The 26911-nt window shown below is 74.2% G+C and carries 24 protein-coding genes; 9 read left to right on the top strand and 15 right to left on the bottom strand.

The annotated features are described in order from the left end of the window. The first annotated feature begins 121 nt into the window (after positions 1-121). On the top strand, positions 122-541 hold the full coding sequence (locus tag ACH34T_RS20505; RefSeq protein WP_395993772.1) for a YciI family protein: 420 nt from the start codon (positions 122-124) through the stop codon (positions 539-541). A 20-nt stretch (positions 542-561) separates the two neighbouring features. Then, complete coding sequence (locus tag ACH34T_RS20500; protein WP_395993771.1) at positions 562-1845, top strand: RNA polymerase sigma factor; 1284 nt, start codon at positions 562-564, stop codon at positions 1843-1845. Between the two features lie 9 nt (positions 1846-1854). Here the strand turns inward: ACH34T_RS20500 and ACH34T_RS20495 are convergent, their stop codons facing one another. Together ACH34T_RS20495 and ACH34T_RS20490 are read right to left on the bottom strand one after the other, a co-directional pair. Beyond that, positions 1855-2418, bottom strand: a complete 564-nt coding sequence (locus ACH34T_RS20495; protein WP_395993770.1) for a dihydrofolate reductase family protein — start codon at positions 2416-2418, stop codon at positions 1855-1857. Positions 2419-2505: 87 nt separating this feature from the next. After that, positions 2506-3537, bottom strand: coding sequence for a hypothetical protein (locus ACH34T_RS20490; protein ID WP_395993769.1), 1032 nt, complete (start codon positions 3535-3537; stop codon positions 2506-2508). Positions 3538-3654: 117 nt separating this feature from the next. On the opposite strand from ACH34T_RS20490, the gene ACH34T_RS20485 reads away from it, so the two are divergent. Continuing rightward, positions 3655-8199 carry a cation-translocating P-type ATPase gene (locus ACH34T_RS20485; protein ID WP_395993768.1) on the top strand — a complete coding sequence of 1515 codons (4545 nt, stop codon included), beginning with the start codon at positions 3655-3657 and terminating at the stop codon, positions 8197-8199. Positions 8200-8459: 260 nt separating this feature from the next. Further along, the gene (locus ACH34T_RS20480) at positions 8460-9557 is read left to right on the top strand and encodes a PQQ-dependent sugar dehydrogenase (RefSeq protein WP_395993767.1); all 1098 of its coding nucleotides are present in this window, start codon (positions 8460-8462) and stop codon (positions 9555-9557) included. Between the two features lie 197 nt (positions 9558-9754). On the opposite strand, the gene ACH34T_RS20475 is transcribed toward ACH34T_RS20480, so the two are convergent. The 6 genes from ACH34T_RS20475 to ACH34T_RS20450 form a co-directional block, all read right to left on the bottom strand. After that, positions 9755-10567, bottom strand: coding sequence for an SAM-dependent methyltransferase (locus ACH34T_RS20475; protein WP_395993766.1), 813 nt, complete (start codon positions 10565-10567; stop codon positions 9755-9757). A 73-nt stretch (positions 10568-10640) separates the two neighbouring features. Beyond that, a complete protein-coding gene (sigJ, locus tag ACH34T_RS20470) occupies positions 10641-11576 on the bottom strand; it encodes an RNA polymerase sigma factor SigJ (RefSeq protein WP_395993765.1) in 936 nt (311 codons plus the stop codon). A 100-nt stretch (positions 11577-11676) separates the two neighbouring features. Next, positions 11677-12186 carry a nitroreductase family deazaflavin-dependent oxidoreductase gene (locus ACH34T_RS20465; protein WP_395993764.1) on the bottom strand — a complete coding sequence of 170 codons (510 nt, stop codon included), beginning with the start codon at positions 12184-12186 and terminating at the stop codon, positions 11677-11679. Between the two features lie 88 nt (positions 12187-12274). Then, positions 12275-13033 carry a TIGR03943 family putative permease subunit gene (locus ACH34T_RS20460; protein WP_395993763.1) on the bottom strand — a complete coding sequence of 253 codons (759 nt, stop codon included), beginning with the start codon at positions 13031-13033 and terminating at the stop codon, positions 12275-12277. A 10-nt stretch (positions 13034-13043) separates the two neighbouring features. Beyond that, a complete protein-coding gene (locus tag ACH34T_RS20455) occupies positions 13044-14075 on the bottom strand; it encodes a permease (protein ID WP_395993762.1) in 1032 nt (343 codons plus the stop codon). Positions 14076-14080: 5 nt separating this feature from the next. Then, positions 14081-14884 (bottom strand): alpha/beta hydrolase fold domain-containing protein, encoded by an 804-nt coding sequence (locus ACH34T_RS20450; protein ID WP_395993761.1) that lies wholly within the window; start codon positions 14882-14884, stop codon positions 14081-14083. A 170-nt stretch (positions 14885-15054) separates the two neighbouring features. On the opposite strand from ACH34T_RS20450, the gene ACH34T_RS20445 reads away from it, so the two are divergent. After that, a complete protein-coding gene (locus ACH34T_RS20445; protein WP_395993760.1) occupies positions 15055-16521 on the top strand; it encodes an amidohydrolase in 1467 nt (488 codons plus the stop codon). 36 nt (positions 16522-16557) lie between these two features. Here ACH34T_RS20445 and ACH34T_RS20440 read toward each other — a convergent pair whose 3' ends face one another. The 6 genes from ACH34T_RS20440 to ACH34T_RS20415 form a co-directional block, all read right to left on the bottom strand. Next, complete coding sequence (locus ACH34T_RS20440) at positions 16558-17376, bottom strand: SAM-dependent methyltransferase (protein WP_395993759.1); 819 nt, start codon at positions 17374-17376, stop codon at positions 16558-16560. A gap of 66 nt (positions 17377-17442) precedes the next feature. Beyond that, complete coding sequence (locus ACH34T_RS20435) at positions 17443-17919, bottom strand: Zn-ribbon domain-containing OB-fold protein (protein ID WP_395993758.1); 477 nt, start codon at positions 17917-17919, stop codon at positions 17443-17445. Next, positions 17916-19082 carry a thiolase domain-containing protein gene (locus ACH34T_RS20430; RefSeq protein WP_395993757.1) on the bottom strand — a complete coding sequence of 389 codons (1167 nt, stop codon included), beginning with the start codon at positions 19080-19082 and terminating at the stop codon, positions 17916-17918. The genes ACH34T_RS20435 and ACH34T_RS20430 overlap by 4 nt, the downstream gene beginning before the upstream one ends. Further along, positions 19079-19921 carry an alpha/beta hydrolase gene (locus tag ACH34T_RS20425; protein WP_395993756.1) on the bottom strand — a complete coding sequence of 281 codons (843 nt, stop codon included), beginning with the start codon at positions 19919-19921 and terminating at the stop codon, positions 19079-19081. Before ACH34T_RS20425 ends, ACH34T_RS20430 begins: the two co-directional genes overlap by 4 nt. Beyond that, a complete protein-coding gene (locus ACH34T_RS20420; protein WP_395993755.1) occupies positions 19914-20717 on the bottom strand; it encodes a hypothetical protein in 804 nt (267 codons plus the stop codon). Before ACH34T_RS20420 ends, ACH34T_RS20425 begins: the two co-directional genes overlap by 8 nt. 28 nt (positions 20718-20745) lie before the next feature. Further along, a complete protein-coding gene (locus tag ACH34T_RS20415) occupies positions 20746-21456 on the bottom strand; it encodes an IclR family transcriptional regulator (RefSeq protein WP_395993754.1) in 711 nt (236 codons plus the stop codon). A 228-nt stretch (positions 21457-21684) separates the two neighbouring features. Here ACH34T_RS20415 and ACH34T_RS20410 point away from each other — a divergent pair, with 228 nt between their 5' ends. From ACH34T_RS20410 to ACH34T_RS20395, 4 genes are all read left to right on the top strand, one after another. Further along, complete coding sequence (locus ACH34T_RS20410; RefSeq protein ID WP_395993753.1) at positions 21685-22929, top strand: CaiB/BaiF CoA transferase family protein; 1245 nt, start codon at positions 21685-21687, stop codon at positions 22927-22929. Next, complete coding sequence (locus ACH34T_RS20405) at positions 22922-24088, top strand: acyl-CoA dehydrogenase family protein (RefSeq protein ID WP_395993752.1); 1167 nt, start codon at positions 22922-22924, stop codon at positions 24086-24088. Before ACH34T_RS20410 ends, ACH34T_RS20405 begins: the two co-directional genes overlap by 8 nt. A 152-nt stretch (positions 24089-24240) precedes the next feature. Beyond that, the gene (locus tag ACH34T_RS20400; protein ID WP_395993751.1) at positions 24241-25251 is read left to right on the top strand and encodes a TauD/TfdA family dioxygenase; all 1011 of its coding nucleotides are present in this window, start codon (positions 24241-24243) and stop codon (positions 25249-25251) included. 32 nt (positions 25252-25283) lie between these two features. Next, positions 25284-26159: a TauD/TfdA family dioxygenase gene (locus ACH34T_RS20395; protein ID WP_395993750.1), complete on the top strand. Its 876-nt coding sequence runs from the start codon at positions 25284-25286 to the stop codon at positions 26157-26159. A 17-nt stretch (positions 26160-26176) separates the two neighbouring features. On the opposite strand, the gene ACH34T_RS20390 is transcribed toward ACH34T_RS20395, so the two are convergent. Beyond that, on the bottom strand, positions 26177-26893 hold the full coding sequence (locus tag ACH34T_RS20390; protein WP_395993749.1) for an enoyl-CoA hydratase/isomerase family protein: 717 nt from the start codon (positions 26891-26893) through the stop codon (positions 26177-26179). Positions 26894-26911 lie beyond the last annotated feature (18 nt).

The raw sequence follows: 26911 nt of genomic DNA, 5'->3' as shown, positions 1-26911 counted from the left end.
CGCAGGTCACGAAGGTTTCAAAAAGGATCGGGGGCCGTGTCGATCCGCGGCGGCCCCCGTTCGACCTAGGGATGAAAGGGTCCCGGAGAGGGGCCAGGACGATCCCAAGGGGAGACGGACCATGAAGTACATGCTGATCTTTCGCGCCACCGACGAGGCCGCCGCGAGCATGGGCGACGTCGACCTCGACGAGATGATCGAGACCGTCGGGAAGTTCAACCAGGAGCTGATCCGGGCGGGCGTTCTCCTGGCCGCGGAGGGACTCGCCGACGCGAGCGAGGGCGTGGTGGTCGACTACTCGTCCGAGGCGCCCGTGGTCAGCGACGGCCCGTACGGGGAGACCAAGGAGCTGTTCTTCGGCTTCTACATCCTCAACGTCGCGTCGAAGGAGGAGGCCGTCGAGTGGGCCAGGCGGCAGCCGCTCACCGGGCCCGGCTTCAAGACCGAGATCCGCCGGGTCACCGAGATCGACGAGTTCCCGCAGGACAACGAGTGGATCAAGAAGGAGCGGGCGTGGCGCGAGGCCAACGGCCAGCTCTGAGCGGAAGCGGGGGAGCGGGGATGTCCGACCCGACGGGCCGCGCGGCGGTGGCCGCCGTCTGGCGGATCGAGTCCGCCCGGATCGTGGGCGCGCTCGCGCGGTACACCGGCGACTTCGCCCTGGCCGAGGACCTCGCCCAGGAGGCGCTCGCCGAGGCGCTGGTGACGTGGCCGCGCGACGGCGTCCCCCGCAGCCCCGCGGGGTGGCTGCTCACCGTCGGACGGCGCCGCGCCATCGACGCGTACCGCCGCCGCTCCGCGCTCGACGACCGGTACGCCGTCCTCGCCCACCACCTGGACGAGGGCGGCGTGGCCGCCGGCGGCGAACCCACCGGCCCTGGACGCGACGACGACGTCCTGTGGGACCCGGACCAGATCGACGACGACGTCCTCGCGCTGATGTTCATCTCCTGCCATCCCGTGCTGTCGCGGGAGGCGAGGGTGGCGCTGACCCTGCGCGTCGTCGGCGGCCTGACCAGCGACGAGATCGCCAAGGTGGTGCTGGTCCCGACCGCCACCGTGCAGGCCCGCATCACCCGGGCCAAGAAGACCCTCGCCGCGGCCCGGGTGCCGTTCGAGGCGCCGTCCGCGCCGGAGCGGGCCGAGCGGCTCGGCTCCGTGCTCAGCGTCATCTACCTGATCTTCACCGAGGGGTCCTCGGCGGGCTCCGGCACGGACCTGATCCGGCTCGACCTCGCCGGGGAGGCGCAGCGGCTGGCCCGGGTGCTGGCCCGGCTCGTCCCCGGCGAGCCCGAGGTGCACGGCCTGCTGGCGCTCCTGGAGCTGACCGCGGCGCGCTTCCCCGCCCGCACCCGCCCGGACGGCGAGCCCGTGCTGCTGGAGCACCAGGACCGCCGCCGCTGGGACCGCGCCGCGATCCGCCGCGGGCGCGCCGCGCTGGCCCGCGCGGAGAAGGCGGGCCGGGGCCTCGGCGCCTACGGCCTCCAGGCGGCGATCGCCGAATGCCACGCCGTCGCGCCGTCGGTGGACGAGACGAACTGGAAGCGCGTCGTCCTCATCTACGAGGCGCTCGGACGGCTCGCGCCGTCACCGGTGGTCGACCTCAACCGGGCGGTTGCGGTCTCCATGGCGGAAGGGCCGTCCGCCGCGCTGCCGATCGTGGACGAGCTGGTCGCCGCCGGCGCGCTGCCGACCTCGCACCTCCTGCCCGGCGTCCGCGGGGAGCTGCTCGCCCGCCTTGGACGCGCCGGCGAGGCGCGCACCGAGCTGAAGCGCGCCGTGCGGCTGTGCGGCAACGAGCGCGAACGCGCGGTGCTGGAACGCAAGCTCGCCGAGCTGGGCTGACCGTCCCGGCTAGGTGCGGGCGACCTCCGGCGCGTAGCGCAGCAGCACCGCGCCGGAGACGAACCGCCGCGTCTCAAGAAGCCGCAGCCGCGCCGCCGACGTCTCGAACAGCCGCGCTCCGTGGCCGACGACCACCGGGAAGACGAACAGCCGGTATTCGTCGACCAGATCTGCGGCGATCAGCGCGTGCACGAGCTGGATGCTGCCCGTCGCGACGATGTCGCGTCCCGGGGCCACTTTCAGGGCGTTGACCTCGTCCACGAGGGGCCCGCGCAGGACGGTGGAGTTCTCCCATTCCGGGTCTTGGACGGTGCTGGAGACGACGTATTTGTTCACCGCGTTGAGGTACTCCGACACGCCCGTCGGGTCGTCCTTCTGGTTCGGCCAGAAGCCGCGGAAGGCCTCGAACGTCCGCCGGCCGAGCAGGACCGCGTCGGCGGCGTCGCGGTGCTCGGTGGTCGCCGCCGTGATATCCGCCTGGTCGACGTTCTCGTCGAGCGGGTCGAACCAGCCCTCCGCCATGTCGATCACCCCGTCGAGCGTGATGTTCTCCGTGACCACGAGCTTCCGCATGCCTGCCCCTCCTGGTTGACGCCTTTCCCCGGTTAGACCGCGTGCGGCCGCCGAATTCATCGGGTCGTGCCCGATTTTCGCGGCGCCTCAGCCGGAGACCGCGCGCAGCGGCGGCCGTCCCGGCTGGGGCGAGACGGGGACGGTCTGGGTGAGGCGCGCCGTCTCGTCGTCGGCCGCCGCGGGATCGGACATCGCCTGGAGGCGCCGGGCCACCAGGCCCTCCCGGATCGCCCACGGGCAGATGTCGACCCGGCCGATCCCCAGCGTGGTCATGAGGGCCTCCGCCACGATCGCGCCGGCGAGGATCTGCTGCGCCCGTGGCCGCGACACGCCCCGCAGCTTCGCCCGGCGCGCGGCGGACCTGGCCGCCAGGACCGGGATCTGCTCGCGCAGCCGCGCCAGCTCCAGCACCCGCGGCGCGTACGGGCCGGCCTTGCGCTTGGGTGCCCCGGTGAGGCGGGCCAGCTGCGTGAACGTCTTGGACGTCGCGACCGGCCGCACCGGCGGGCCGCCGTCCAGCCCCGGGTTCACCTGGGCGGCGGCGTCTGCCAGCTCCTCGTACACCCGGCGGCGCAGCCTGCGGACGTGCTTGCGGGACGGCGGATCGCCCGGCAGCCGCTCCCGGGTGAGGCGTCCCGCGCCCAGCGGCAGCGACAGCGCCAGCTCCGGTTCCTGCCCGTCGCCGTGCGCGATCTCCAGGGACCCGCCCCCGATGTCGACGAGCAGGAGTCGTCCGGCCGACCAGCCGTACCAGGTGCGGGCGGCGAGGAACGTCAGCCGAGCCTCGTCCCGGCCGGACAGGAATCCGAGCCGGACGCCGGTGGTGGCCGCGACCTGGGCGACGATCTCGTCCTGGTTCGTCGCGTCCCGCACCGCCGACGTCGCGAACGCGATCAGCTCCTCGACGCCGTGGGCGGACGCGGCGCATGCGGCCTCGCCGACCGACCCCACCAGCCGGCAGACGGCGCCGCGGCCCACCGCTCCGCCGCCGTCGATCGCCTCGGCCAGCCGGGTCGGGCGTTTCACCGCCGTGACCGGCCGGGGCGGCTCGCCGACGCTGAGGTCCACCACCATCAGGTGGGCGGAGTTCGATCCGACGTCCAGCACACCGATTCGCATGCCGACGCATTACCCGCATAAATCGGATTCATTGACGGGGGCACCGGCGCCGGGGCGGCTTGTTTGCGGTGCGCGGTCGCGGGTACCCGGTCGGCGTTTCCGTCGGGGAGGAGCGCAGTGGGGTTTCCGGGGGCGTCTCTGGCCAGGACGGTGCTGGGCGTCCCGGGCGCGGCGGCGGAGCGGGCGTCCCGGGCCGCGGGCGCGTTCGCGGCGCTGGCCGCCGGAGGGCGCGAGCGGCGCGTGTGGGCGAACGCCGGACGGGCCCACATCCAGGTGGGTGGCCTGTCGGGCGAGGGACCGCGCCACCTCCGGTACGTGCGGGCGCTGACGGAGGCGCTGCGGCGCCTGGACGGCGTGAACTGGGCGGAGGTCAACGCTGTCACCGGCCACGTCCTGGTCGCGTTCGAGGAAGGCGACGTGGGCCTGGACGCCCTGGTCGAGGTCGTCGAGGACGTGGAAGAGGCGCGCAGGGCCGGCCGGTTCGACGAGAACGCGCACGCGCGGTGGCCCGATGACGAGATGGCGTGGGCGGCGGCCACGTCCGCCCTGGCCGCGGACGTCGCGGGCGCGATGTCGGCCGTCGCCGGGAGGCTGCTGGCGCTGCCGCCGGTGCCCAGCCCGCTGCGGGCCGCTGCGGCGGTCGCGGACTCGATGCCGCAGGTCCGCACGGCCGTGGAGCGGCGGCTCGGCGTACTGCGCGCCGACGCGCTGCTCGGGGTCGCGAACGCCGTCGTCCAGGGGGCCGGGCACGGCGTCGCCCCGCCGGTCGCCGACGCCGTCCACCGGGTGTTCCAGCTCCACGAGATCGGGGCGCGCCGCGCGGCGTGGCGCCGGCGCGAGCCGCGACTGGCGGCGGGGCGGCAGCCGCAGGAGTGCGGCGCCCGGGCCGAGCGGCCGTGCCCGCTGCCGGACGGGCCGGTGGAGAAGGCCGGGAACCGCACCGCGCTGGGACATCTGCTCGGCGGGGCGGGCGTCCTCGCGGGCACGCGCGACTCGTCCGCCGTCGCCGACCTGCTGCTGGCGACCGTGGCCAAGGCGGCGCGGCACGGCAGAGAGGCGTTCGCCGCGGTGCTGGCGCACGACCTGGCGGGACGCGACACCGTGGTCCTGGACCCGGCCGCCCTGCGCAGGCTCGACAGGGTCAGCGCGGTCGTCATCGACTCCGCGGTGCTGTGCGACGGCGAGCTGCGGCTGCTGTCGGCGGTCGCCGCGGGCGGCGACCTGGACGACGCGGGCGTGTGGCGCGCGGCGAACACCGTGCTGGCGGGCCGCGACCCCGGCGACCTGGCCGGGCCCGGCCCCTGGGACGACAACGGCCTGGAATGGCGGCTGGTGCGGGCGGCGGACGCCCCGTCCGGCGCGCCCGCCGACCCGGAGGGCGTCACGCTCGACCTGCTGGACGGACGCGGCGGACGGTCCGGCCGCGTCCGGGTGGGCTGCTCGCTCGACCCGCTGGCGGAGGCGCTGCTGTCGGCGGCGCACCAGGCGGCCGACGTCGTCTTCCTGACCGAGCACGCCAGCACCCGCGAGCTGGTCGCCTGGGGCGACGACTCCCCGATGGCCGTCGGCGAGCTGGCGGAGTCCGTGCGGGCGCTGCAACGCGACGGCCACGTGGTGCTCGCCATGTCGTCCGGACAGGACCAAGCGCTGGACGCCGCCGACGTCGGCGTGAGCGTCCTGCGCGGGGACGGGCCCTGCGACTGGCGCGCCGACCTGGTGTGCGGGCCGGGGCTCGCCGAGGCGTGGCGGCTGCTGACGGCGGTCCGGCCCGCGCGGCGCGCCAGCGACCGGGCCGCCGAGCTGTCGCTGAGCGCGTCGGCGCTGGGCGCGCTGCTGATCGCGGGCCGCCGTCCCGGGCGGCGCGCCGGACGCAGTCCGTTCGGCCGGGCGGTCACGTCCTGGCAGGACATGCCGCCGGTGCACGCGGCCGCGCTGGTGGCGATGCTGACCAACGCGGTGAGCGCCCGGCGGCTGGACCATCGTCCGCTGCCGCCGCCCGTCGTCCGCGACGCGTGGCACGCCTTCACCGCCGAGGAGGCGTTCCGGCGGCTGTACCGCGCCGCCGGGGACGCCGAGCCGGACGGCGCCGACTCCCGCGCCGCCGCACTGCGCGCCCGGTTGGCGTCGGTCCCGCTGCTGCGCCGGACGGTCGTCTGGCCGGCCGGTGCGGGCATGCGGCTGACCGCCGCCGTGCGGCAGGAGCTCGACGACCCGCTGACGCCCGTGCTCGCGCTCGGCGCGGCGGCCTCCGCGGTCGTCGGCTCCAGCGTGGACGCGCTGCTGGTCACCGGCGTCATGGCGGGCAACGCCCTGATCGGCGGCGCGCAGCGGATGCGCGCGGAGAAGGCGCTCGGCGAGCTGCTGCTGGGCCAGCAGGTCCACGCCCGGCGGCTGAGGCCCGCCGCCGGCGCGTCCCCGCGCGCCGCGGGCCCGGAGGCGTTCGCGCATCTGCGGTCGGCCGCCGCCGAGCAGGTCATGGCCGGACGCCTGCGGATCGGCGACGTGATCGTCCTGCGCTCCGAGGACGTCGTCCCCGCGGACGCCCGGCTGCTGTGGGCCGAGTCGCTTGAGGTGGACGAGGCCACGCTCACCGGCGAGTCGGTGCCCGTCGACAAGAACGTCGAGCCGTCGCCGGGCGCCGACCCGTCCGACTGGCAGTGCATGGTCTACGAGGGCACCACGGTCGTCGCGGGCAGCGCGGTCGCGCTCGTGGTCGCCACCGCCGAGGCCACCGAGACGGGCCGGGCCGCCGCCCTCGCCGGGGCGGCGGACGCATCGTCCAGCATGCAGACCCGCCTCGCGGAGCTCACCCACCAGGCGCTGCCCGCCACCGTGCTCGGCGGCGCGGCCGTCACCGCGCTGGGAATGCTGCGCGGAGTGCCGCTGCGCCGGGCGCTCGGCTCCGGCGTCGCCGTCGCGGTGGCCGCCGTCCCCGAGGGGCTGCCGCTGGTCGCGACCGTGTCGCAGCTCGCGGCGGCGCGGCGGCTGTCCCGGCTCGGCGTGCTGGTCCGCACCACCCGCGCGCTCGAAGCGCTCGGACGGGTCGACACGCTCTGCTTCGACAAGACCGGCACCCTCACCGAGGGCAGGCTCCGCCTGGTCCGCGCGGCGGGCCCGGCGCGTCCGCTCCCGCTCACCGGCGACGCCGGGCGGCGGATCCTGCGCGTCGCCGCCCGCGCCTGCCCGCCCCCACACGGACGGCAGGTCGCGCACGCCACCGACCGGGCCGTGCTGGACCGCGCCGCCGACCTGAAACCGGACGCCGCCTGGTCGCTGGACGAGGAACTGCCGTTCGAGACCACCCGGGGCTTCTCCGCCTCCCTCGGACGCGACGGCGACCGGACGGTCCTCGCCGTCAAGGGCGCCCCCGAGGTGCTGCTCGCCCGCTGCGCCCGGATCCACACGCCGCGCCTCCCCGCCGGCCGCGACGAGCCCATGACCGCCGCCCGGCGCCGCGCCGCGACCGCGGCCTTCCGCCGCCTGGCCGGGCAGGGGCTGCGCGTCCTCGCCATCGCGGAGGGCGCCGTCGACGACCCCGCGCACGTCCGCGGCGAGATCGCCGAGCACGTCGAGGACCTCACGCTGCTCGGCTTCGTCGGCATCGCCGACACCCCGCGCCCCACCGCGGAGGAGGCGGTGCAGCGGCTCGGCGACGCCGGCGTGCGCACCACCATGATCACCGGCGACCATCCGGCGACCGCCGCCGCCGTCGCCGCCGAGCTCGGCATCCCCGGCGCCGACCGGGTCGTCACCGGAGCGGAGCTCGACGCCATGTCCGCCGCCGAGCGGCTCGGGGCCGTCCAGGACGCGGCGGTCTTCGCCCGCGTCTCCCCGGCCCAGAAGGTGCGCATCGTCAAGGACCTGCGCAGGGCGGGACGGGTCGTCGCGATGACCGGCGACGGCGCCAACGACGCCGCCGCCATCCGCCGCGCCGACGTCGGCATCGCGGTCGCCGGGCGCGGCTCCGGCGCCGCCCGCAGCGCCGCCGACCTCGTCCTCACCGCGCCCGACACCGCGCTCATCCTGGACGCGCTGCGCGAGGGCCGCGCCCTGTGGCACAGCGTCCGCGACGCCGCCGCGATCCTCGTCGGCGGCAACGCGGGCGAGGTGTCGTTCACCGTCCTCGGGACGGCCCTCAGCGGGGCCGCGCCGCTGAGCACCCGGCAGCTGCTCGTGGTCAACATGCTCACCGACATGCTCCCCGCGCTCGCCGTCGCGATCACCCCGGCCGGGGGCGACTCCGAGGCGCCGCTCGGCGGGGCGCCCGTCCAGGGCTTCACCGGCGAGGACATGCGCCGCGCGCTCGCCGTCCGCGGCACCGCCACCGCGGCCGCCGCCCTGCTCTCCTGGCAGGCGGGCCGGCTGACCGGCCTCATCCCCGGCGGCGGCAGGCGCGCGTCCACGATGGGCCTGGCGGCGCTGGTCGGCGCCCAGCTCGGCCAGACGCTCATCGCCCGCTGGCGCAGCCCGCTCGTCCTCGCGACCTGCGCGGTCTCCGCCGCCGCCCTGTTCGCGGTGGTCGAGACGCCCGGCATCAGCCAGTTCTTCGGCTGCACCCCGCTCGGCCCAGGCGCCTGGACGGTCGTCACCGCCGCCGCGGCGGCCGCGACATCGGGCGCCGCCGTCGCCCCGCGATTTCTCCCGTCTGCGGAAACGCGTTAGGCGATCGCATTTTCGATTCTCCGTGCGGACCCCTGTTTTGAAAGCTGAAAAACCGGCGCTTCCCAGGCGCCGGCGGGCCGAGTAGCTTGGAGGCGATACCGAGCGCTCCCCTCGGTTGCGCTGCCCCAACGACCCCCCGCTCTTCCCGTTGACAGAGGCGCGCCAGCAACGCTCCCCGGTGCCCTGAACTGTGAAACCGCCCATCAGCAGGGGCAGCAGCCGAGGTCACTTATTGGTTCGGGGGTGACTTAGGAGAGAAGATGCCCCGTAAAACCCGCACGCTGGCTCCCGCCGCGGCCCTCGCCGTCGCAGCCGTGCTCGCAGTTCCCGTCTCCCAGGCGACCCACGCGTCCACCCCGCCCGCGCGGACGGCCGCCGACCCCGCCTTCGACTTCGCCAAGCCCAGCGTGGCGGCGTCCAACCTGACCGTCCCCTGGGGCCTGGCCTTCCTGCCCGACGGCAGCGCGCTGGTGTCGGAACGCAACAGCGCCCGCATCCTCCAGGTGAAGCCCGGCTCGACGCCGACCGAGGTCGCCCGGCTGTCCGGCGTGCAGCCGACCGGCGAGGCCGGCCTCCTCGGCATCGCGGTGTCGCCGACCTACGAGCAGGACGGATACGTCTACGCCTACTACACGTCGGCGTCCGACAACAGGATCGTCCGGTTCAAGCTCGCCGCCTCGCCGCAGCAGCAGGTGATCCTGTCCGGCATTCCGAAGAACTCCTTCCACGACGGCGGCCGCATCCACTTCGGCCCCGACGGGATGCTCTACGCCGGCACCGGCGACGCCGGCCGGACGGCCAACGCCCAGGACCGGAACACCCCCGCCGGGAAGATCCTGCGGATGAAGCCGGACGGCACCGCGCCCGCCGACAACCCCACCCCCGGCTCGATCGTCTACACCCTCGGGCACCGCAACGTGCAGGGCCTCGCCTGGGGCGGCGGCCACATGTACGCCAGCGAGTTCGGCAACAACCGCCTGGACGAGGTCAACCACATCGAGGCCGGCGACAACTACGGCTGGCCGAACTTCGAGGGCCCGGGCGGCGAGCCGACCTACCACGACCCCATCGCCACCTGGGCGACGCGGGACGCGTCGCCCAGCGGCGCCGCCGTCGCCGGTGACACGCTGTACGCCGCCGCGCTCGGCGGCCGCCGGCTCTGGACGGTCCCGCTGGACGGCAGAGGCGGATCGTCCGGCCAGCCCACGGCGGTGCTACAGGGCACCTACGGGCGGCTCCGCACCGTCTCCGTCGGCCCGGACGGCTGGCTGTGGGTCATGACGAGCAACCGCGACGGCCGCGGCCAGCCCGCCCAGACCGACGACCGCATCATCCGCTTCCCGAAGGTCGCCCGCTGAGCGACCGCACGACCGGCAGTACCGGCCGCCCGCCGTCCACCCGACGGCGGGCGGCCGCGTCCTGCGCGGCGGCGGGTCAGCCGACGGAGGCGCGGTCGCGGGCGAGCGTGGTGAGCAGGGTGAGACGCGAATTCACACTTCGCCATAGGAGACCTTTTCAGCGACCCTCCGAATAGGCCGCGGAAGCCATCGAAAGGTCAGTTCAGGGGGCCTTTGCGGGCCACGCCGCCGTACATGTGGACGTGGGCGTCGGCGACCTTGGACGCCGCCTCGTCCGGGTGCCAATGGTTGACGAGGACGACGCCCGGATCGAGGAGCTCCAGACCGTCGAAGAACGGCTCCACCTCGGCCCTGGTCCGCGCCACCGTCGGAATTCCGTGGGCGTTGTAGGCGGCCACGCCCGCGGTCACCTCCTCGGGCGCGCTGTCGGCCGTGGTCGTGGACAGCGCCAGGACGCTGCCCGGAGCCAGCGGCGCCATGAGCCGGTCGATGAGCCGCCGCGCCTCGGCGTCGTCGACGATGAAGTGCAGGATCGCGATCAGGCTCAGCGCGACGGGCTCGTCCAGGTCCAGGACGTCGCGCACCAGGCCGGACCCCAGGATCGAGTCGGGGTCGCGGAAATCGGCGTCCAGATACGCCGTCCTGCCGTCGTCCGTGCTGGTGAGCAGGCCGCGCGCGTGCACGAGCACGATCGGGTCGTTGTCGACGTACACGATCCGCGACTCCGGCGCGACGCCCTGGACGACCTCGTGCAGGTTCGGCGCCGTCGGCAGCCCGGACCCGACGTCCAGGAACTGCCTGATGCCGTGCACGGCGGCGAGGCGGCGGGACATCCGCGCCATGAAATTGCGGTTGGCCCGCATCGACGTCGGAAGGTTGGCCCACCCCTCGACGATGTTCGCGGCCGCCGCCCGGTCGGCGGGGAAGTTCTCCGTCCCGCCCAGCAGGTAGTCGTAAATTCGGGCCGAATGCGGGATTTCGGTCTTCAGATCAATGTCGCGGTCGGTCATATCGATCCCCTGATCGCCTGACTGTCGCTAGATGATCTACCTTAAGCGCTTTCCGGCCGAAGGAAGAGGCGCGTCAGTCCGCCGTCCAGGGACGGAGCTTCTCCGGATTCCGCACCGCCCAGATGTTCTTGATCCGGTCGCCGGCGACCTCGAACGCCACGACCACCACGGTGACGCCGTCGAGCTGGGCGACCAGGCCGGGCTGGCCGTTGACCGTGCGCTCCAGGTACGTCAGGGCGGGCCCCCTGCGGACGAGGTCGGCGAAGACGCGCGCGATCCGCTCGCCGCCCTCGATCGGGGCCGGGAGGGCGCTGGCGAGGCCGCCACCGTCGGAGATCGCCGTGGCGCCTGGGTCGAGGAGCGCGATGAGCGCGTCGACGTCCTGGGCCTCCCACGCCTCCTTGAACGCCCTGACGATGCCCGCCTGCCGGGCGGGCGGAGTCGCGGGGCCGCGCGACTCCCGGACGCGGCGGCGGGCCGACGAGGCCAGCTGCCGGCACGCCACCGGCGTCCGGCCGACGATCTCCGCCACGTCCGCGAACGGGTAGCGGAAGACGTCGTGCAGGATGAACGCGACGCGCTCGGCCGGGGTCATCGACTCCAGCACGACCAGGAACGCCATGTTGACCGACTCGTCGAGCGTGACCCGGTCGGCCGGATCGACCGGGCCGCCGCCGTCGCGGCCGCCGATCCACTCCGTCCGGTCGGGCAGCGGCTCCGGGATCCATTCGCCCACGTAGCGCTCCCGCCGCGCCCGCGCCGAGCGCAGCAGGTCGAGGCAGACGCGGCCGGCGACCTTCGTCAGCCAGGCGGCGGGCGACTCGATGGCCTCCTGCTCCCGCCGCGACATGGCGTACCAGCGGGCGTACGTCTCCTGCACGACGTCCTCGGCCTCGGCCATGGAGCCGAGGAGCCGGTACCCGAGGTTGATCAGCCGGCGCCGCTCGCCGACGATCGCGGCCAGTCCCGGCTCGGCCCGGTCGTCGTCCGGTTCGGATTCGCTGCTCATGGTGGTCGGCGGCTCCCTCGCTCGCTTCCGTCCTCACCATGTTCGACGAGTCGGCGGCCCGGAATGTGATGCCGTCGCGCGGCCGGGCCCGCGCCCGCGATCACCGGGGCGTGAGCCGGACCACCGGGTACCGCCGCTCTGACTTGCTCTGGTACTTCGCGATGCGGGGCTGGGCGGTGGCGATGCGCTGCCAGGCCCGCTCGCGGTCGTCGCCGTCGAGCCGGTGCGGCGTCACCCGCACGGTGTCGCCGCCGGGCAGCTCGATCGAGGCCCGGTCGGAGTGCGCCATCAGGTTGGCGAACCAGTCCGGGTGCCGGCTGCCGCCGCCCGACGCGACGATCAGCCGGGCGTCCTCGTCGTCCCCGGCGAACCACGCCACCGGCGTCTCCCGGCGCTCCCCGCTGCGGCGGCCCACGGTGTGCAGGATCAGGACGTCCATGCCCATGAACGTGCCGCGCCCGCGCCGGACCTTGCGGTTCATGCGCGCGTTCATCCGGTGCTGCATCCAGCGTGAGAACGCGCCAGGCGTGCCGGGCTCGCGCTTCCCGCCGCTCTCCGCCCGCTGCTTCCGCGCCATCGTCGGCCTCCCGCCGGTCATCTCGGTGTCCATGGCGGTCACGCTAGATCCGGCCCGGTCGTGGACGCTTCTCGATTCCTGATCGGTCTCTCGACCCCGATGAGCGGGGGCCGGGCGCGGGTCACTCGTACGGGTTCGCGGGCTTCTTGATCCGCCGGAGGGATCGGCCGTGCAGCGCCTGGACCTCGGTCGCACGGCGTCCGGCCGGCGGCGGCTGCCAGACGCCCACGACCTGGACCCACGCGTCGTCCGGGGGACGGGGGAGGCCGCGCACGAGCACCGGGAACGGGACGGCGTCGCCCGCGCAGCAGGCGATCTTCAGCCGGGTGACGCGCCACCCGCGCTCGCCCTCGGCGCCCGGGGTCACGAAACCGGTCAGCCGCACCGGGACGCCCTGGAAGCGCGCCGGATCGCCGGTCTGCGCCTCGAACGCGCGGCCGATGAACTCGCCCATCGTCAGCGGGGTCGGCGGGCCCGTCCTCGGCAGCGCGTGGAACCCGCCGGACGGCGCGGACGGCGGCGGCGCCGTCCGGCCGGCGTCCCGCGCGGCGGTGAACGAGCCGAGCGCCGGAGGGGCGATCAGGAAGACCGCCAGCACCGGCAGGCACAGCAGCCACGCCACCCGCGGCCCCCGCGAATGATCGTGACCGTGGTCGCCGCCGGCCGCGTTCCCGGCTGCGTTTCCATCGGTGTCCCCGGCCGCGCGCCGGTCGCGGCGGACGCCCGCGGCGCCCAGCGCCAGCAGCGCCACCGCCGCCGGAACCAGCAGGAACCGGAAGCCCGGCCGGACGTAGTTGACGTACTCGCCGCTGCCGAGCGTGATCCACAGCACCGCCGCGCCGATCAGGACCAGCAACAGATTCTGCGCCGCCCTGCTCATGCCGGAAGCCTCACGTGAGCAACCCTCCCACCAGCGCGCTGACCGCCACCGCGAGGACGAACGTCAGCGGAACGAACCGGACGGCGAACCGCCGTCCGAAGAACCCGACCTGCAGGGCGATCAGCTTCAGGTCCACGATGGGCCCCACCACCAGGAACGCCAGCCGCGCCGTGGTCGAGAACTGCGGCAGGCTGGCCGCGACGAAGGCGTCCGCCTCCGAGCAGATGGACATCAGCACCGCCAGCAGCGCCAGCAGCAGCACCGACGCCACGGGAATCCCGGCGACCTCCGTCACCCAGGCGGCGGGCACGACGGTGTTGACGGTCGCGGCCGCGCACGCCCCGACCACCAGGAACCCGCCGGCGTGCAGGAGGTCGTGCCGCATCGCCTCCCGGAACGCCTCCGCGCGTCCGGCCGTCCCCCGGGCCCGCGGACGGGTCGGCGTCGTGAGCCACTCGCCCTTGCCGACCAGCAGCCACGTCCATCCGGCCAGCACGGCGACCAGCAGCGACGCGGCGAACCTGCCGGCGACCATCTCGGGCCGGCCCGGGAACGCGACCGCGGTGGCGATCAGCACGACCGGGTTGATCGCGGGTGCGGCGAGCAGGAAGGTGAGCGCGGCGGCCGGGGCCACCCCGCGCGCCATCAGCCCGCCCGCCACCGGCACCGACGCGCACTCGCAGCCCGGCAGGACCGCGCCCATCGCCCCGGCGACCGGCACCGCGGCCCCGGGCCGGCGCGGCAGCACGCGCCGCCACACCGACGGCGGGACGAACGCGGTGATCGCCGCCGACAGCGCGACGCCGAACACCAGGAAGGGCAGCGCCTGCACGCATACCGCCACGAACGTCGTCGTCCACGCGTCCAGCGCGCGTGCTTCGACGCCCGGCGCCACCCATATCCGGCCGGCCACGAGGGCCAGGGCCAGGGCGCCGAACGTCCACGCCGCTCTGGTCCCTGGAGGGGTGGGGGCGCGGCGGCCCCAGTCGGCGGGCGGAAGAAGGTCGTCGTCGGGCGTCCGGAGGCCGATGCCGTCGCTCATCCGCGTCAGCAGCCGGTCAGGTGGTGGCGGAGGAACGCGGCGGTGGTGTCGAGGACCCACGAGCTCTGGAACCGGAGGTCCTCGTGCCCCGCGCCGCCGAGGACGAGCAGCTGCGAGTCGCGTCCGGCGGCGACCAGGGCCTGATGCATGCGCTGGCTCTGGTCCAGCGCGATCTGATGGTCGCGGTCGCCGTGGACGATCAGCGTCGGCGGCGCCTGGTCGAGGCGCTGGTACAGCGGGCTGGCGGCACGCGCCCAGTCGGGATCGAGCGTCTTGACGGTGGTCCGCAGATAGCGCGCGTCGGGGGGATCGGGCAGCACCTCGCGCTCCAGCTCCGTGCGCGACAGGCGGGCCAGCAGGTCGGTGGGCCCGAAGTAGTCGACGACGACGTCGATGCGGTCGCTGGGCGGGCCGCCCCGCGCGCCGAGCGCCGCCATCAGCGACAGGTGCCCGCCGGCCGAGGCTCCCCAGGCGCCGATCCGCGCGGTGGCCAGCCCGTGCTCGCTGCCGTTGGCGCGCAGCCAGCGCACGGCGGCGCGGACGTCGTCGACGGAGGCGGGGAAGGCCCCGGCCTCGCCGAGCCGGTAGTCGATGCTCGCGATGGCCACGCCGCGCTCGACGAGCCCCGCCACGAACGAGGTGGCGCCGCTGAACCGGTCGCCGAACAGCCATGCCCCGCCGTGCACCCAGAGCGAGACGGGGTGCGGCCCCGGCGTCTCCGGCAGGTACAGATCGAGCCGCAGGCGCTCGCCATCGGCGATGGCGTACTCGATGTCCGGGACCATGCGCTCGTGGGGAGAGGTCATCATGGTGATGATGATAACGATTCCCATTTCGCAGGTCATCCGGGTCGTCCGGCCGGGAGCGGACCCCCGGGACCGACGGGTGAGTTTCCGGCCCGCGCGGGGTCGACAAGCGCCCGCACCGGCCTCACATTGATCATGAAGCGAACTGTGAGGAGTGTGCCATGGATTCTCCGGTGACCCGTCGATCCGCGCTCGTCCTGACCGGCGCCGCCGCGGGGACGGTGGCCGCGGGCCGCCCGCCTGGCAGCGCGCGGGGCCACGCCGACCTCGTGCTGCATTCGGGCGTCGTCTGGACGGGCGACGGCACCGCGCAGGCGGTGGCCGTCAAGGGGAAGCGGATCGTGGCCGTCGGCTCCGACCGGAAGGTCCTCGAACACGCGGGGGACGGCACGCGCCGCGTCGACCTGCGGGGCGCGTTCGTCGGGCCCGGATTCCGCGACCAGCACACCCACCTCATCCAGGTCGCGCTGGGCGGCGCGGGCCCTGAGGCGTACCGGCCGGTGTGGAAGCCGTACGACGAGGACGAGGCGTTCGAGGCGCGCAGGCGCACCGGCCAGCGGCACGTGGACATCCACGCGCGCGGCGAGACGCCCGTGGACGAGTGCGCCCACAGCCCGGTGACCGAGAAGATGAAGAACGACCTGCTGGTCATGCAGGAGGAGGTGGCCAGGCAGGGCGTCAGCACCGTCGTGGAGGCGGGGCTGCGCGATCTCGGCGCGCTGGACGCCCTCTTCCAGCTCGCCGAGGAGGGCAGGCTGAAGGTGCGCTTCCTCGTCCGGGTGGCGTGGGGCTGCATGGAGGAGGCGGCCCGGATGGGCCTGCGCACCGGCGTGGGCAACGACTGGGTGAAAGTGCTCGGCGTGAAGCTGTACTCGGACGGCTGGCTCGGCCCCCGGACGTCCGCGCTGCGCCGCCCGTACAGCGACGACCCGTACGGCTTCCCGCGCAGCGGGATCCTCTTCCTCGCGCAGGAGCGCGCCGACCGCGACGTCGCCCGCGCCCGCGAACTGGGCTTCAACGTCACCACCCACGCCATCGGCGACCGCGGGCTCAAGGTGACGCTGAACGCCTACGAGCACAACGGGGTGTCGCCGCGGGACCGCTGGGCGATCGAGCACGTCCAGGTCGCCGAGGACGACCTGCTGGAACGGATGATCCGGCGCGGGGTGATCGCGAGCATCCAGCTGAGCTTCGCGACGTCCGACCAGCGGTTCGCCGAGGACGCCCTCGGACGGCACCGGCTGCGGTACGCGTACCGGTGGCGGGACATGCTCCGGGCGAGGGTGCCGATGGTCGGCGGCAGCGACTTCTCCATCGAGGCGCTCGATCCACTGTGGGGCTTGCAGCGCGTGGTGACCCGCACCGAGTTCGACGGCACGCCGCCCGGCGGGTGGCTGCCGGACCAGCGGCTCGACGTCCCCACGGCGCTGCGCCTGGTCACGTCGCGGCCGGCGTTCGCCTCGTTCGAGGAGCGCGAGCGCGGCACGGTGAAGGCGGGCAACTACGCCGACCTCGTCGTCATCAAGGAGAACCCGCTGACGATGGCCCCGGAGCGGATCGCGGGCGCGACCCGGCTGATGACCATCACCAACGGCAAGATCACTTCAGAGGGCCCGGTCCGCTACCCGCCCACGGCCTGACGCCCCGGCGGCCCGGGTCCCGGGAACTGGGGCTCGTCACGGCTTGCGGAGGACGCCCGCCCACTGGTCGACCTCGTTGGGGAGACCGCCGTCCGGGCCCAGGTCGGGGCGCCACCGCGAGCACGAGACCCACCCCGGATCGAGGACCTCCAGGTCCCGGAAGAACCCGGCGATCCGCTCCGGGGTGCGCAGCTTCAGCTTCGGCTGGGCGTCGACGTTCCAGACCCGGACGGCCTCCGCGGTCAGCTCGCCGTTGACCGCGGTGGTCGTGTTGGCGACCGCGACGTGGCTGCCGGACGGGACGGCGTCCACCAGCCGGTCGATGATCGCCTGGAGTTCGTCGTCGTCCTGGATGAAGTGCATGACGCCCAGCAGCATGATCGCCACGGGTTCGGCGAAGTCGAGGGTCTGTGCGGCGACGTCCAGGATCCTGTCCGGTTCGCGCAGGTCGGCCTCGATGTAGTCGCTGGCGCCCTGCGGGGTGCTGACGAGCAGCGCGCGGGCGTGCACCAGCACCAGCGGGTCGTTGTCGACGTAGACGATCCGCGACTCGGGCGCGATCCGCTGCGCGACCTCGTGCGTGTTGTCGTGGGTCGGCAGCCCGGTGCCGATGTCCAGGAACTGCCGCAGGCCCGCCTCCCCGGCGAGGTACCGGACGGCCCGTCCGAGGAACAGCCGGTCGGCGCGCGCCAGCTCGGCCACCACCGGGAAGATCTCCAGGACCCGGTCGCCGACGTTCCGGTCGACCTCGAAATGGTCCTTGCCGCCCAGCCAGTAGTTCCAGATCCGCGCCGTATGGGGCACGTCCGACTTGAGCCTGTCTGCGGAACCGGCCTCGCCGGCCTGGTCTGCCATCGGAAGCCCTTCATACGCCGTGCACGGGGAAGATCACTCGCCCGAAGCATAACCCCGGCCCGCAGCTCATGATCGCCTGCCTCCACCCGTCGGGCGGAAGCGGTACAGCCGGGCGCGAATGCCGCCGTCGTCGATGTCGCCGTCGTTGGCGTCGCGGTCGCCGCCATCGGCGGCGGGTGGGTCGAAGAGCAGCGTGACGGGCTGCCCGATTTGAACCTCGGCCGGGTCGCACCCCACGATGTTGGTGAGGATCCTCGGTCCCTCGGCCAGCTCGACGTAGGCCACGACGTACGGGGTCAGGTCGCGGTAGTCGCCGCGTGCCTTGCGCACCACCGTGTACGAGTAGACGGTCGCTTCGCCCGACGCCGGGAAGAAGGTGACGTCGCGTCCGCCGCAGCGCGGGCAGAACGGCCGTGGATACCAGATGACGGTCGCGCACGATTCGCAGCGGGGGAGCAGCAGCCGCCCCTCGGCGGTGGCCGTCCAGAAGGTCGCGTCGGAGTCGGCGGGGGTGAAATCGGCTCGGGGCAGCGGCGTGGTCATGCGTCCTCACGTCCCAGGATCAGGGTGGCGGCCGAGCTGCGCGTGGCGAGCCGTCCGCCCGAGCCGTGCACCACGGCCAGGCGGCAGTCGGGCACCTGCACCTCGGGCGCGGCCTCGCCGCGCAGCTGGCGCACCGCCTCGATCATCCGCGCCATCCCGCCCCGGTTGTCGGGCTGGTTGTTGCACAGCCCGCCGCCGTCGGTGTTGATGGGCAGCCTGCCGTGCGGGGCGACGAGCGCGCCGTCCTGGACGAACCGTCCGCCCTGGCCCTTCTCGCAGAAGCCCAGGTCCTCCAGCGCCATCAGCGCGGTGATGGTGAAGGAGTCGTAGACGGACGCGTAGTCGATGTCGCCGGGCGTCACACCGGCCTCGGCGAACGCCGCCGGGCCGGACCGGACCCCGGCGGTGTGGGTGAGGTCGGGACGGCCGTTGCCGGTGCCCTTCGCCGCCTCGCCGTGCCCGAGGACGGCGACCGAGCGACGCGGCAGCCGCCGGGCGACGTCCGTGCCCGCCACGACGACCGCGCCGCCGCCGTCCGTCATGACGCAGCAGTCCAGGCGGTGCAGCGGGTCGCTGATCATCGGCGAGGACACCACGTCGTCGACCGTGACGGGCTTGCGCAGGAACGCGTTCGGGTTGTGCTGCGCGTGCAGCGACGCGGCCACCTTCACCTCGGCGAGCTGCCGGCTGGTCGTCCCGAACTCGTGCATGTGCCGCATCGCGGCCAGCGCATAGTTGTGGACGGTGTCGGTGATGCCCCAGTGCGTCTCGAAGTGCGTCTCCGGGGCGCCGGACAGGCTCGGCCCGGACGCGAGCCGCAGGGTGCGCGGGCGTCCGCCCATGACGACCAGCGCGACCCGGCATTTCCCGGCCGCGATCGCGGCGGCGGCGTGCCCGACGTGCGACAGGTACGACGCGCCGCCGGTCTCGGTCGTGTCGAGGTGGCGGCAGCGCAGCCCGAGGTACTCCGCCATCGACAGCGGGCCCACGCCCGGGGCGTCGGAGTCGCAGAAGTAGGCGTCGACGTCCGGCGGCGTCAGCCCCGCGTCGGCAAGCGCGCCGAGCGCCACTTCGGCGTGGATCTCCGCCACCGACAGGTCGGGGATGTCGCGGCGCGGGTGCTCGTGGGCGCCGACGATGAACGCCGCGCCCCGTACCGTCACGGCGCGACCCCGTCGGCTGTGATCGCGCCGTCGGCGGTGTCGAAGTCCTTCACCCAGCGGTCGAAGCGCTCCGCGAAGTCCGGGATCTCCTCCATCGGGTAGTGCCCGATGCCCGGCAGCAGCTCGAAGACCGCGTGCGGGATGCGGTCGGCGATGCGCCGCACCCGGCTCGGCGGGACGAAGTAGTCGTCCTCGCCGGCGAGGATCCGGACCGGGCAGGTGATGTCGCCCAGCGCCGCGCGGATGTCGTGGGTGAGCGCGCCGTGCACGTCGCTGACGGTGATGTGCCAGTCCTCGCGGCAGTGCATCTGCGCGATCAGCTCGGCCCGCTCGGCGGGGACGGACCGTCCGCACGCCTCGATCGTGCCGAAGTAGGTGCGGTCGCGCATGCTCGGGGACGCGGAGTCCTCAAGGAGCGGGGGCGGCGGCGGGCGGCCGTCGCTGCCGAGGACCCCGGACGGGTCCAGCGCGACCACGCCGGACAGCTCGTCCGGCACCTTCGTGGCGATGTCCAGCGCGATGCTGCCGCCGATCGAGCACCCCAGCAGGTACGGGCGCTCCAGCCCCAGCGCGGCGATCAGCCGGACGCACCAGCCGGTGTACCAGGACAGGTCGCTGACCGGCCCGCCCGGCGCCGGCTCCGACCGGCCGTGCCCCGGCATGTCGGGCACGACGACCCCGAAGCCCAGTCCGGCGAGCCCGGCGGCGACGTGCCGGTACTGCACCCCGCTCTGCCCGGCCGTGTGGACGCACAGGACGGTCGGGCGCCCGCCCGCCCCCGGCCAGCTCTCGACGAACGCGAGCCGGCCGTCGAGTTCCAGGTAGTCGGCGTTATGCACCGGTCGCCTCCAGGGTCGTCGCGGACGCCGTCCGCCGGGCCGGTTCGCGGGCGTGGTCCAGCATGATCATGACCGCCTTGATCATCCGCAGGTACTGGTAGCCGCTGCCCTGGACGCGGAACAGGCCGTCGCTGGTGCGGCGGACGAAGTCGTTGGACGGGGCGGCGAGCAGCTCGGTCCACGCGAGGTCGGCGCCCTCGACCGTGAACGTCGCGCCGTCCAGGGACTTGCGCGCGACGTCGATGACCTCGCCGCGGTAGATCCGGAAGTGCACCTGCCGGTCCTGGGCGGCGAACGCGATCGCACCGTCGAAGCTGCGCGCGGCGGCGGCGAAGCGGGCGTCGCCGGACAGCCGCTCGCGCAGCCGCCCGCCCCAGCGCACCGAGGCGAAGTCGGCGGCCTCCCACTCCGCGGCCTCGTCCCGGCTCAGCGTCGCCGGAACGCTCCAGGCCACCGACGACCGCGACCGCACGCGGTCGAGATCGTCCACGACGTGCACCGCCTGGTGGATCGTCGCGCGCCCGGGGCCGGTGCCTGGCACCCGTCTGGTGACGGTGGCCTCCAGACGCACGGCCGTCCCGCCGCCGTCGCCGTCGCCGCCGGGGGGCGGGGCCTGCGGGTCCCAGCGCAACGCCGCCAGTTCCGCGTCGCCCGTCGGGCGCACCTGCTCCAGCAGCCGGAGCAGGACCGACAGGTCGACGGCGTACGGCGGGTCCGCCGTCCCGCCGCGGGCTCCCGCGACGTGCCGGGCGCTGCGCGAGCGCGTGCCCACGGCCGGTGCGGCATCTTCGGACATCAGTTCCCCTCGCTCATTTCGTCAGCCGTCAGCCGTCGGCCGGATCGGATGCGGAACCGGTTTCGGCATCGAAGTCGGGCGTGCCGAGATCACGGGACATGGCCTGGGCGCGCGCGGCGACCAGCTTCCCGATCTCGCGCACCTGCGCGTCCGGGATCCGGAACGTCGGGCCGACGACGCTGATCGCGGCCGCGACGCTGCCGTCCGCCCAGCGCACGGTCGCGGCGACGGCCGTGACGCCGTCCTCCAGGGCGTGGCTCGCGGTGACGTAGCCGAGCTCGCCGCAGCGGCCGCGCAGCGCGGTGCCGATCGCGGTGTCCTCGACCGGGACGGTCCTGCCGAGCCAGCCGCTGTGCCGGATCGACTTGTCGCTCTCGGCCATGCGCGCGTACAGCACCGTGTTCTGCGGGCCGGCGACGCCCAGGTAGGCGCTCTCGCCCGCCTCGTCGCGCAGGGCGGCGAGGTGCGGCTCCGCGAGCCGGTACAGCGGGACGCTGCCCATGAACGTCACCGCCACCTGGATCAGCCGGCTCGCGCCGTGGTACGCGCCGTCCTCGTCGCGCCGGACGAACTCGGTCGCCTCCAGCGTGCGCAGCAGCCGGGACGCGGTCGCCGGCGACAGGTTGACCCGCCGCGCGAGGTCCACCAGGCCGAGGCCGTCGTTGGTCGCGACCTCCACCAGCAGCGTGAGGGCCCGCTCCACCGTGCGCGTCGGCGCTGGACCGTTGTCTGTCGACACCGTGTTCGTCCTCCGTGGTCGTCCGGGGAGCGAGTCTTGCCAGGCCCCCGGTCATATGCTTTCATCTAGTGACCTTCGATTTTTACTAGATGACAGGGTTGCAGATGAGAGTCGAGCTGTCCAGCGCGGGAGCACCGCCGCACACCGGCCCGAGGGCCGCGTTCGGGGCGGGGCCGCGCACGGCTCGGCGGCAGGGGCTGGAACGTTCCGTCAAGACCGGGAGGCGCGGTGCGTGAGCAGGTGGCCGCACTCGGCGGCATCAGGGTCCTCGACCTCGGACGCGTCCTGTCGGGCCCGCTCTGCGGACGGATCCTGGCCGACCTCGGCGCCGACGTCATCAAGATCGAGCCGCCGGCCGGCGACGACGGACGCCACTTCGGCCCGTTCTACGACGGCGTCAGCAGCTACCACCGGCTGCTCAACCGCAACAAGTCCGGCATCACGCTCGACCTGAAGTCCGACGAGGGCCGCCGCACGCTGGCCGGGCTCGTCGAGCGCTCCGACGTGCTGATCGAGAACTTCCGGCCCGGCGTCCTCGACCGGCTCGGCTTCCCGCCCGCGCGGCTGCTGGAGCTCAACCCGCGGCTCGTGGCGGTGAGCATCAGCGGCTTCGGCCGCACCGGGCCGCTGTCCGGCCAGCCCGCCTACGACCTGATCGTGCAGGCGGCGTCGGGACTGATGTCGGTGACCGGCCCGGACGGCGGCCCGGCCGCGCGGGTGGGCGTCAGCCTCGGCGACATCGTGCCCGGCATGTACGCCGCGAACGCCGTCCTGGCGGCGCTGCACCAGCGGGCGCGGAGCGGGCGGGGCCAGCACATCGACGTCGCCATGTTCGACGGGCTGCTGTCCATCCTGGAGTCCGTCGCGATGCGCGCGCTGCTCACCGGCGAGCCGATCGAGCCGACCGGCAGCCACCACGCGATCAGCGCGCCGTTCGGCACCTTCGCCACGCGCGACGAGCCGATCGCCGTCGCGGTCGCCAACGACCCGCTGTTCGCCGCCCTCGCCGCGGCGCTCGGCCACCCCGAGTGGACCGGCGATGCCCGCTTCCGCACCGACGCCGAGCGCGGCCGGAACCGCGACGAGCTGCGGAAGGAACTGGAGGCGGCGCTCGCCGGCCGGACCCGCGACGAGGCGATCGCCGTCCTGTCGGCGGCCGGCGTGCCCTGCGGTCCGGTGCTCGACGTCCGCGAGTCCCTGCGCCACCCGCAGGCCGAGGCGCGCGGCATGGTGCGCACCGAGGCGGACGGCTTCCCGACGCTGGACAACGGCTTCCGGATCGCCGGGTCGCGCACCGACACCGTCCCGGCGCCCGCGCTGGGCCAGCACGACGACCTGGTCGCCGGCTGGCTGGACGAACCGGTGCGCACGCACGAACCGGCACGCCCCGGGGAAGCCGGGGAAGCCGGGGAAGCGGGGGAGGCCGGGGGACGGGCGCGTCCCGGCGCCGGACGGGAGGCAAGCGATGTTTGACCTGCTCGACGACCAGCGGCAACAGTTCCGCGACACCCTGCGGGACTTCTGCCGCAAAGAGGTGATGCCCGGCGCCGCACGCCGCGACGCCGAGGCCGAGTACCCGGCCGAGCTGGTCGCCCGGCTCGCCGGGATGGGGCTCATGGGCATCACGATCCCCGAGGAGTTCGGCGGCCTGGGCCTGGACATGGTGACCCAGGTCCTCGCGATGGAGGAGGTCGCCTACGCCGACGCGTCCCTCGGGTCGGTGTTCGCCGGCCACTACCTCGGGATGGAGACGCTGCGCCAGTTCGGGTCGTCCGAGCAGCGCAAGCGGTACCTGCCCGGCCTCGCCGCCGGGTCGTCCCGGCTCGCGTTCGCCCTGACCGAACCGGACGCCGGCTCGGACGTCAGCCGCATCCGGACCCGCGCCACCGCCGGGCCGGACGGCGCCTGGACCCTGTCGGGCGGCAAGACCTTCACCAGCAACGCCCGGGAGTCCGACGAGATCGTCGTGTTCGCCATGACCGAACCCGGCGCCGGCTTCAGGGGCATCACCGCGTTCCTCGTCCCCACCGGGGCGGACGGCCTCGGCTTCTCCACACCCATCGAGAAACTGGGCATCCGCGGCGAGCACGCGTACGAGGTTTCCCTCGACGGCGTCCGGGTCGGGCCGGACGCCGTGCTCGGCGAGCCCGGCGGGGGCGGGCGCATCGCGCTGGAGGTCCTCAACAGCGCCCGCATCGACGTGGCGGCGCTGGCCAACGGGGTCGCGATGCGCGCGCTGGACCTCGCGACCGCGTACGCGTCGACGCGGGTCCAGTTCGGCCGGCCGATCCGCGAGCTGCAGGCGATCCAGCTGCTGCTCGCCGAGATCGACGCGCTCGTCCAGTCCGGGCGCCTGCACGCCTACCACGCGGCGGCGCTGCGCGACCGGGACGAGGACGTCCGCCGGGCCGGGTCGATCGCCAAGTACGTGGCCAGCGAGAACTGCTTCCAGGCCGTCGACAGGGCACTCCAGGTCCACGGCGGCTACGGCTACGTGAAGGAGAGCGAGATCGAGCGTCTCTACCGGGACTGCCGGATCTTCCGGATCTACGAGGGGACCTCGCAGATCCAGCTGCTCACCATCGCGAAGCAGCTGGCGCGACAGCACGACGAGCACGGAACCGTGGTCTGACAGGCCACTCCACACAGACCCAAAAGAGACCGCGCGGTGCGCAGGGCGCGCCCGCCATGGGTGAGACCTACCCGGCGAAGCGGAACCCACCGTGAGCCCGGCGACGGGCGGCTCGGCGTGATCACCAATCGTCCCTACTCGGAGTACGTGTGATGGTTGACATTTTGGAAGAGCCGGTGGCCGGGCGGAGCGTCTGGACGGCGGCCGACATCGGCGACGAGGACTCCTACGCCCGGAGGTTCACCGAGGACGACCTCCAGGAGTTCGACCGCGCGCTGGCCGGCGTCCGGGAGAAGTCCGCGCGGGAGCTGTCCAAGCGCGACTTCCCGCTGCCGTCGTTCTCGGCGAAGGTCCGCGACGTCCTGGACGAGCTCGAACACGGCACCGGGTTCGTGCTGCTGCGCGGCCTGCCGATCCACGACCGCTACAGCGTCGAGGACGCCACCAAGATCTACTGGGCGATCGGCCTGCACCTGGGCGAGCTGGTCCCGCAGAACCGCAAGGGCGAGCTGATCGGGCACATCCGGAACCTCGGCGCCAAGGGCCACAACGCGCGCGGGTACGCCACCGCCTCCGCCGCCGCGTTCCACACCGACCAGACCGACATCGTCGGGCTGATGTGCCTGCACCCGGCCCGCAGCGGAGGGATCAGCCTGGTCGCCAGCGCGATGGCGCTCTACAACATCGTCCTGGACGAGCACCCCGAGTGGCTCGACGTCCTCTACAAGCGGTTCCCGACCGACTGGGTCAGCGAGGAGCCGCCCGGCAGCCCCGGCTGGTACTACTCGCGGCTCTACTCGTACGTGGACGGGCTGCTGTCGTCGGCCTACCGCACGGGCCGGATCCTCAGCGCGACCCGGTTCCCCGACGTCCCGCGCCTCAGCGCGCGGGAGGTGGCGTGCCTGCTGTTCCTCGACGAGATCCCGACCCGGCCGGGCGTCGCGCTGGACATGACGCTGGAGGTCGGCGACATCCAGTTCGTCAACAACTTCGTGACCGTGCACAGCCGGACCGGCTTCGAGGACGACCCCGACGACCCGGCGTTCCAGCGGCACCTGCTGCGGCTGTGGGTCAGCCGCCCCGACACCGGACGGGTCGTGTGCCCCGAATACCACTACTGGCGCAGCGGCATCTCCCGCCTGGACTGGGCGCGGTCCGCGTGACCCCCCGGCCCGGCGGCGATCAGGAGCCCATCATGACCACCGAGACGTCGACCCGGCCGGTGACCGGCCCGAGCGTGTGGACGGCCGAGGACCTCCAGTCCGGCGAGCCGTACGTGCGGCACCTCACCGGCGCCGAACTGGACGCGCTCGACGAGGCCCTCGACGACCTGGTCTCCGACCTGGTCGAACGGCTGGAGAACGGCATCGGCTACGCCGTCCTGCGCGGCCTGCCGCTGGGGACGCGGTACACACCCGAGCAGGCGTCGCAGCTCCACTTGACGATCGCCCGGCGGATCGGCGAGATCGTCCCGCAGAACCAAGACGGCGACCTGCTCCGCGTCCTTGAGGACGCCCACCATCCCGCCCAGCCCGGCGGCACCTACGCCAGCAAGGCCGGAGCGCCGTTCCACAGCGACCCCGCCGACGTCGTGAGCTACCTGTGCCTGGCGCCGGCCAGGAGCGGCGGCGCGCGGGTCGTGGCCAGCGCCGCGACGGTCTACAACGCCCTGGTGCGCGAGCACCCGGAGTGGCTGGAGCTGGTCCACCGCGAGTACGCCACCGACTGGGCGGGCGAGCGGCCGGGCTGGACTCTCCGGCCGATCTTCTCCTTCGCGGGAGGCGTGCTGACCTGCTCGCTCGCGACCAAGCGGATCATCAGCGCGATGCGGTTCGAGGACGTCCCGCGGCTGGGCGCCGAGGAGATGACCTGCCTGATGTACCTGGACTCGCTGCTGCGGCGTCCGGGGACCGCCGTCCACGTGGACCTGCGGGCCGGTGACATGGAGTTCGTCGACAACCGCAGGGTGATCCACTCGCGCACCGGGTTCGTCGACGACCCGGACGACACCGGTCACCAGCGCCGCCTGCAACGCCTGTGGATCAACCGCGACTCCGGTGGAACGTCGTGAGGACCCCGGCGGAGGCCTCAGGGCGGCGGCGGCTCGGCGAAGGTCATGTGCTCCTCGGACCAGTCGTCCAGCGGACGGACGGCGTGGTCGGCCCACTGCCGCAGCCACGCCATGCCCGCGGTCACGACGTGCCGGGGCGCCGCGCCGAGCTCGGCGGCGAGGCCGCGGGCGGACGCCAGCGCCTGCCCGGCGGGCACGACGTCGGTGACCAGCGCGTGCGCCGCCGCCTCCGCGGCGTCGAGGTGCCGTCCGGTCAGCGCCCACCGCAGCACGAGGTCCGGGCGGACCCGGCGGACCACGTTGGGCGCCGCGCCCATCGGAAAGTAGCCGAACTGCGCCTCGGGGAACCCGAACCGGGCCGAGGCGCCCGCCACCGCGTACGTGCACGCGCCGACGAGCCCGGCGCCCAGGCCGAGCGCCCAGCCGTCGACCGCCGCGACGACCGGCAGCGTCGTGGTGCGCACGACGCGGAGCATCCGCGCGTGCGGGGTCTGCCGCCACGGGACGCCCGCCGGGTCGGGCGCGGGCTCGCTCACGTCCGCCCCCGAGGAGAGGTCGCCGCCCTGGCCGCACAGCACGATCGCGGTCACGCCGGGGTCGGCGTCGAGGCGGGCGACCGCCCCGGCCAGCAGCGTCGCGGTCGCGGCGTCGACGGCGTTGCGCTTGCGCGGCCGGCGGATCTCGACCAGCCCGACGGAACCGGTCACCTCGACGCGCACGGACTCGGCTCTCACGCGCTTCTCCTCCAGGTC

This window comes from Actinomadura sp. 9N215 (genome assembly GCF_044326345.1).
In the GTDB taxonomy this organism is placed as follows: Bacteria; Actinomycetota; Actinomycetes; order Streptosporangiales; family Streptosporangiaceae; genus Spirillospora.
The sequence above is the reverse complement of the archived record's forward strand: the minus strand, read 5'-3'. Positions and strand labels throughout refer to the sequence as shown.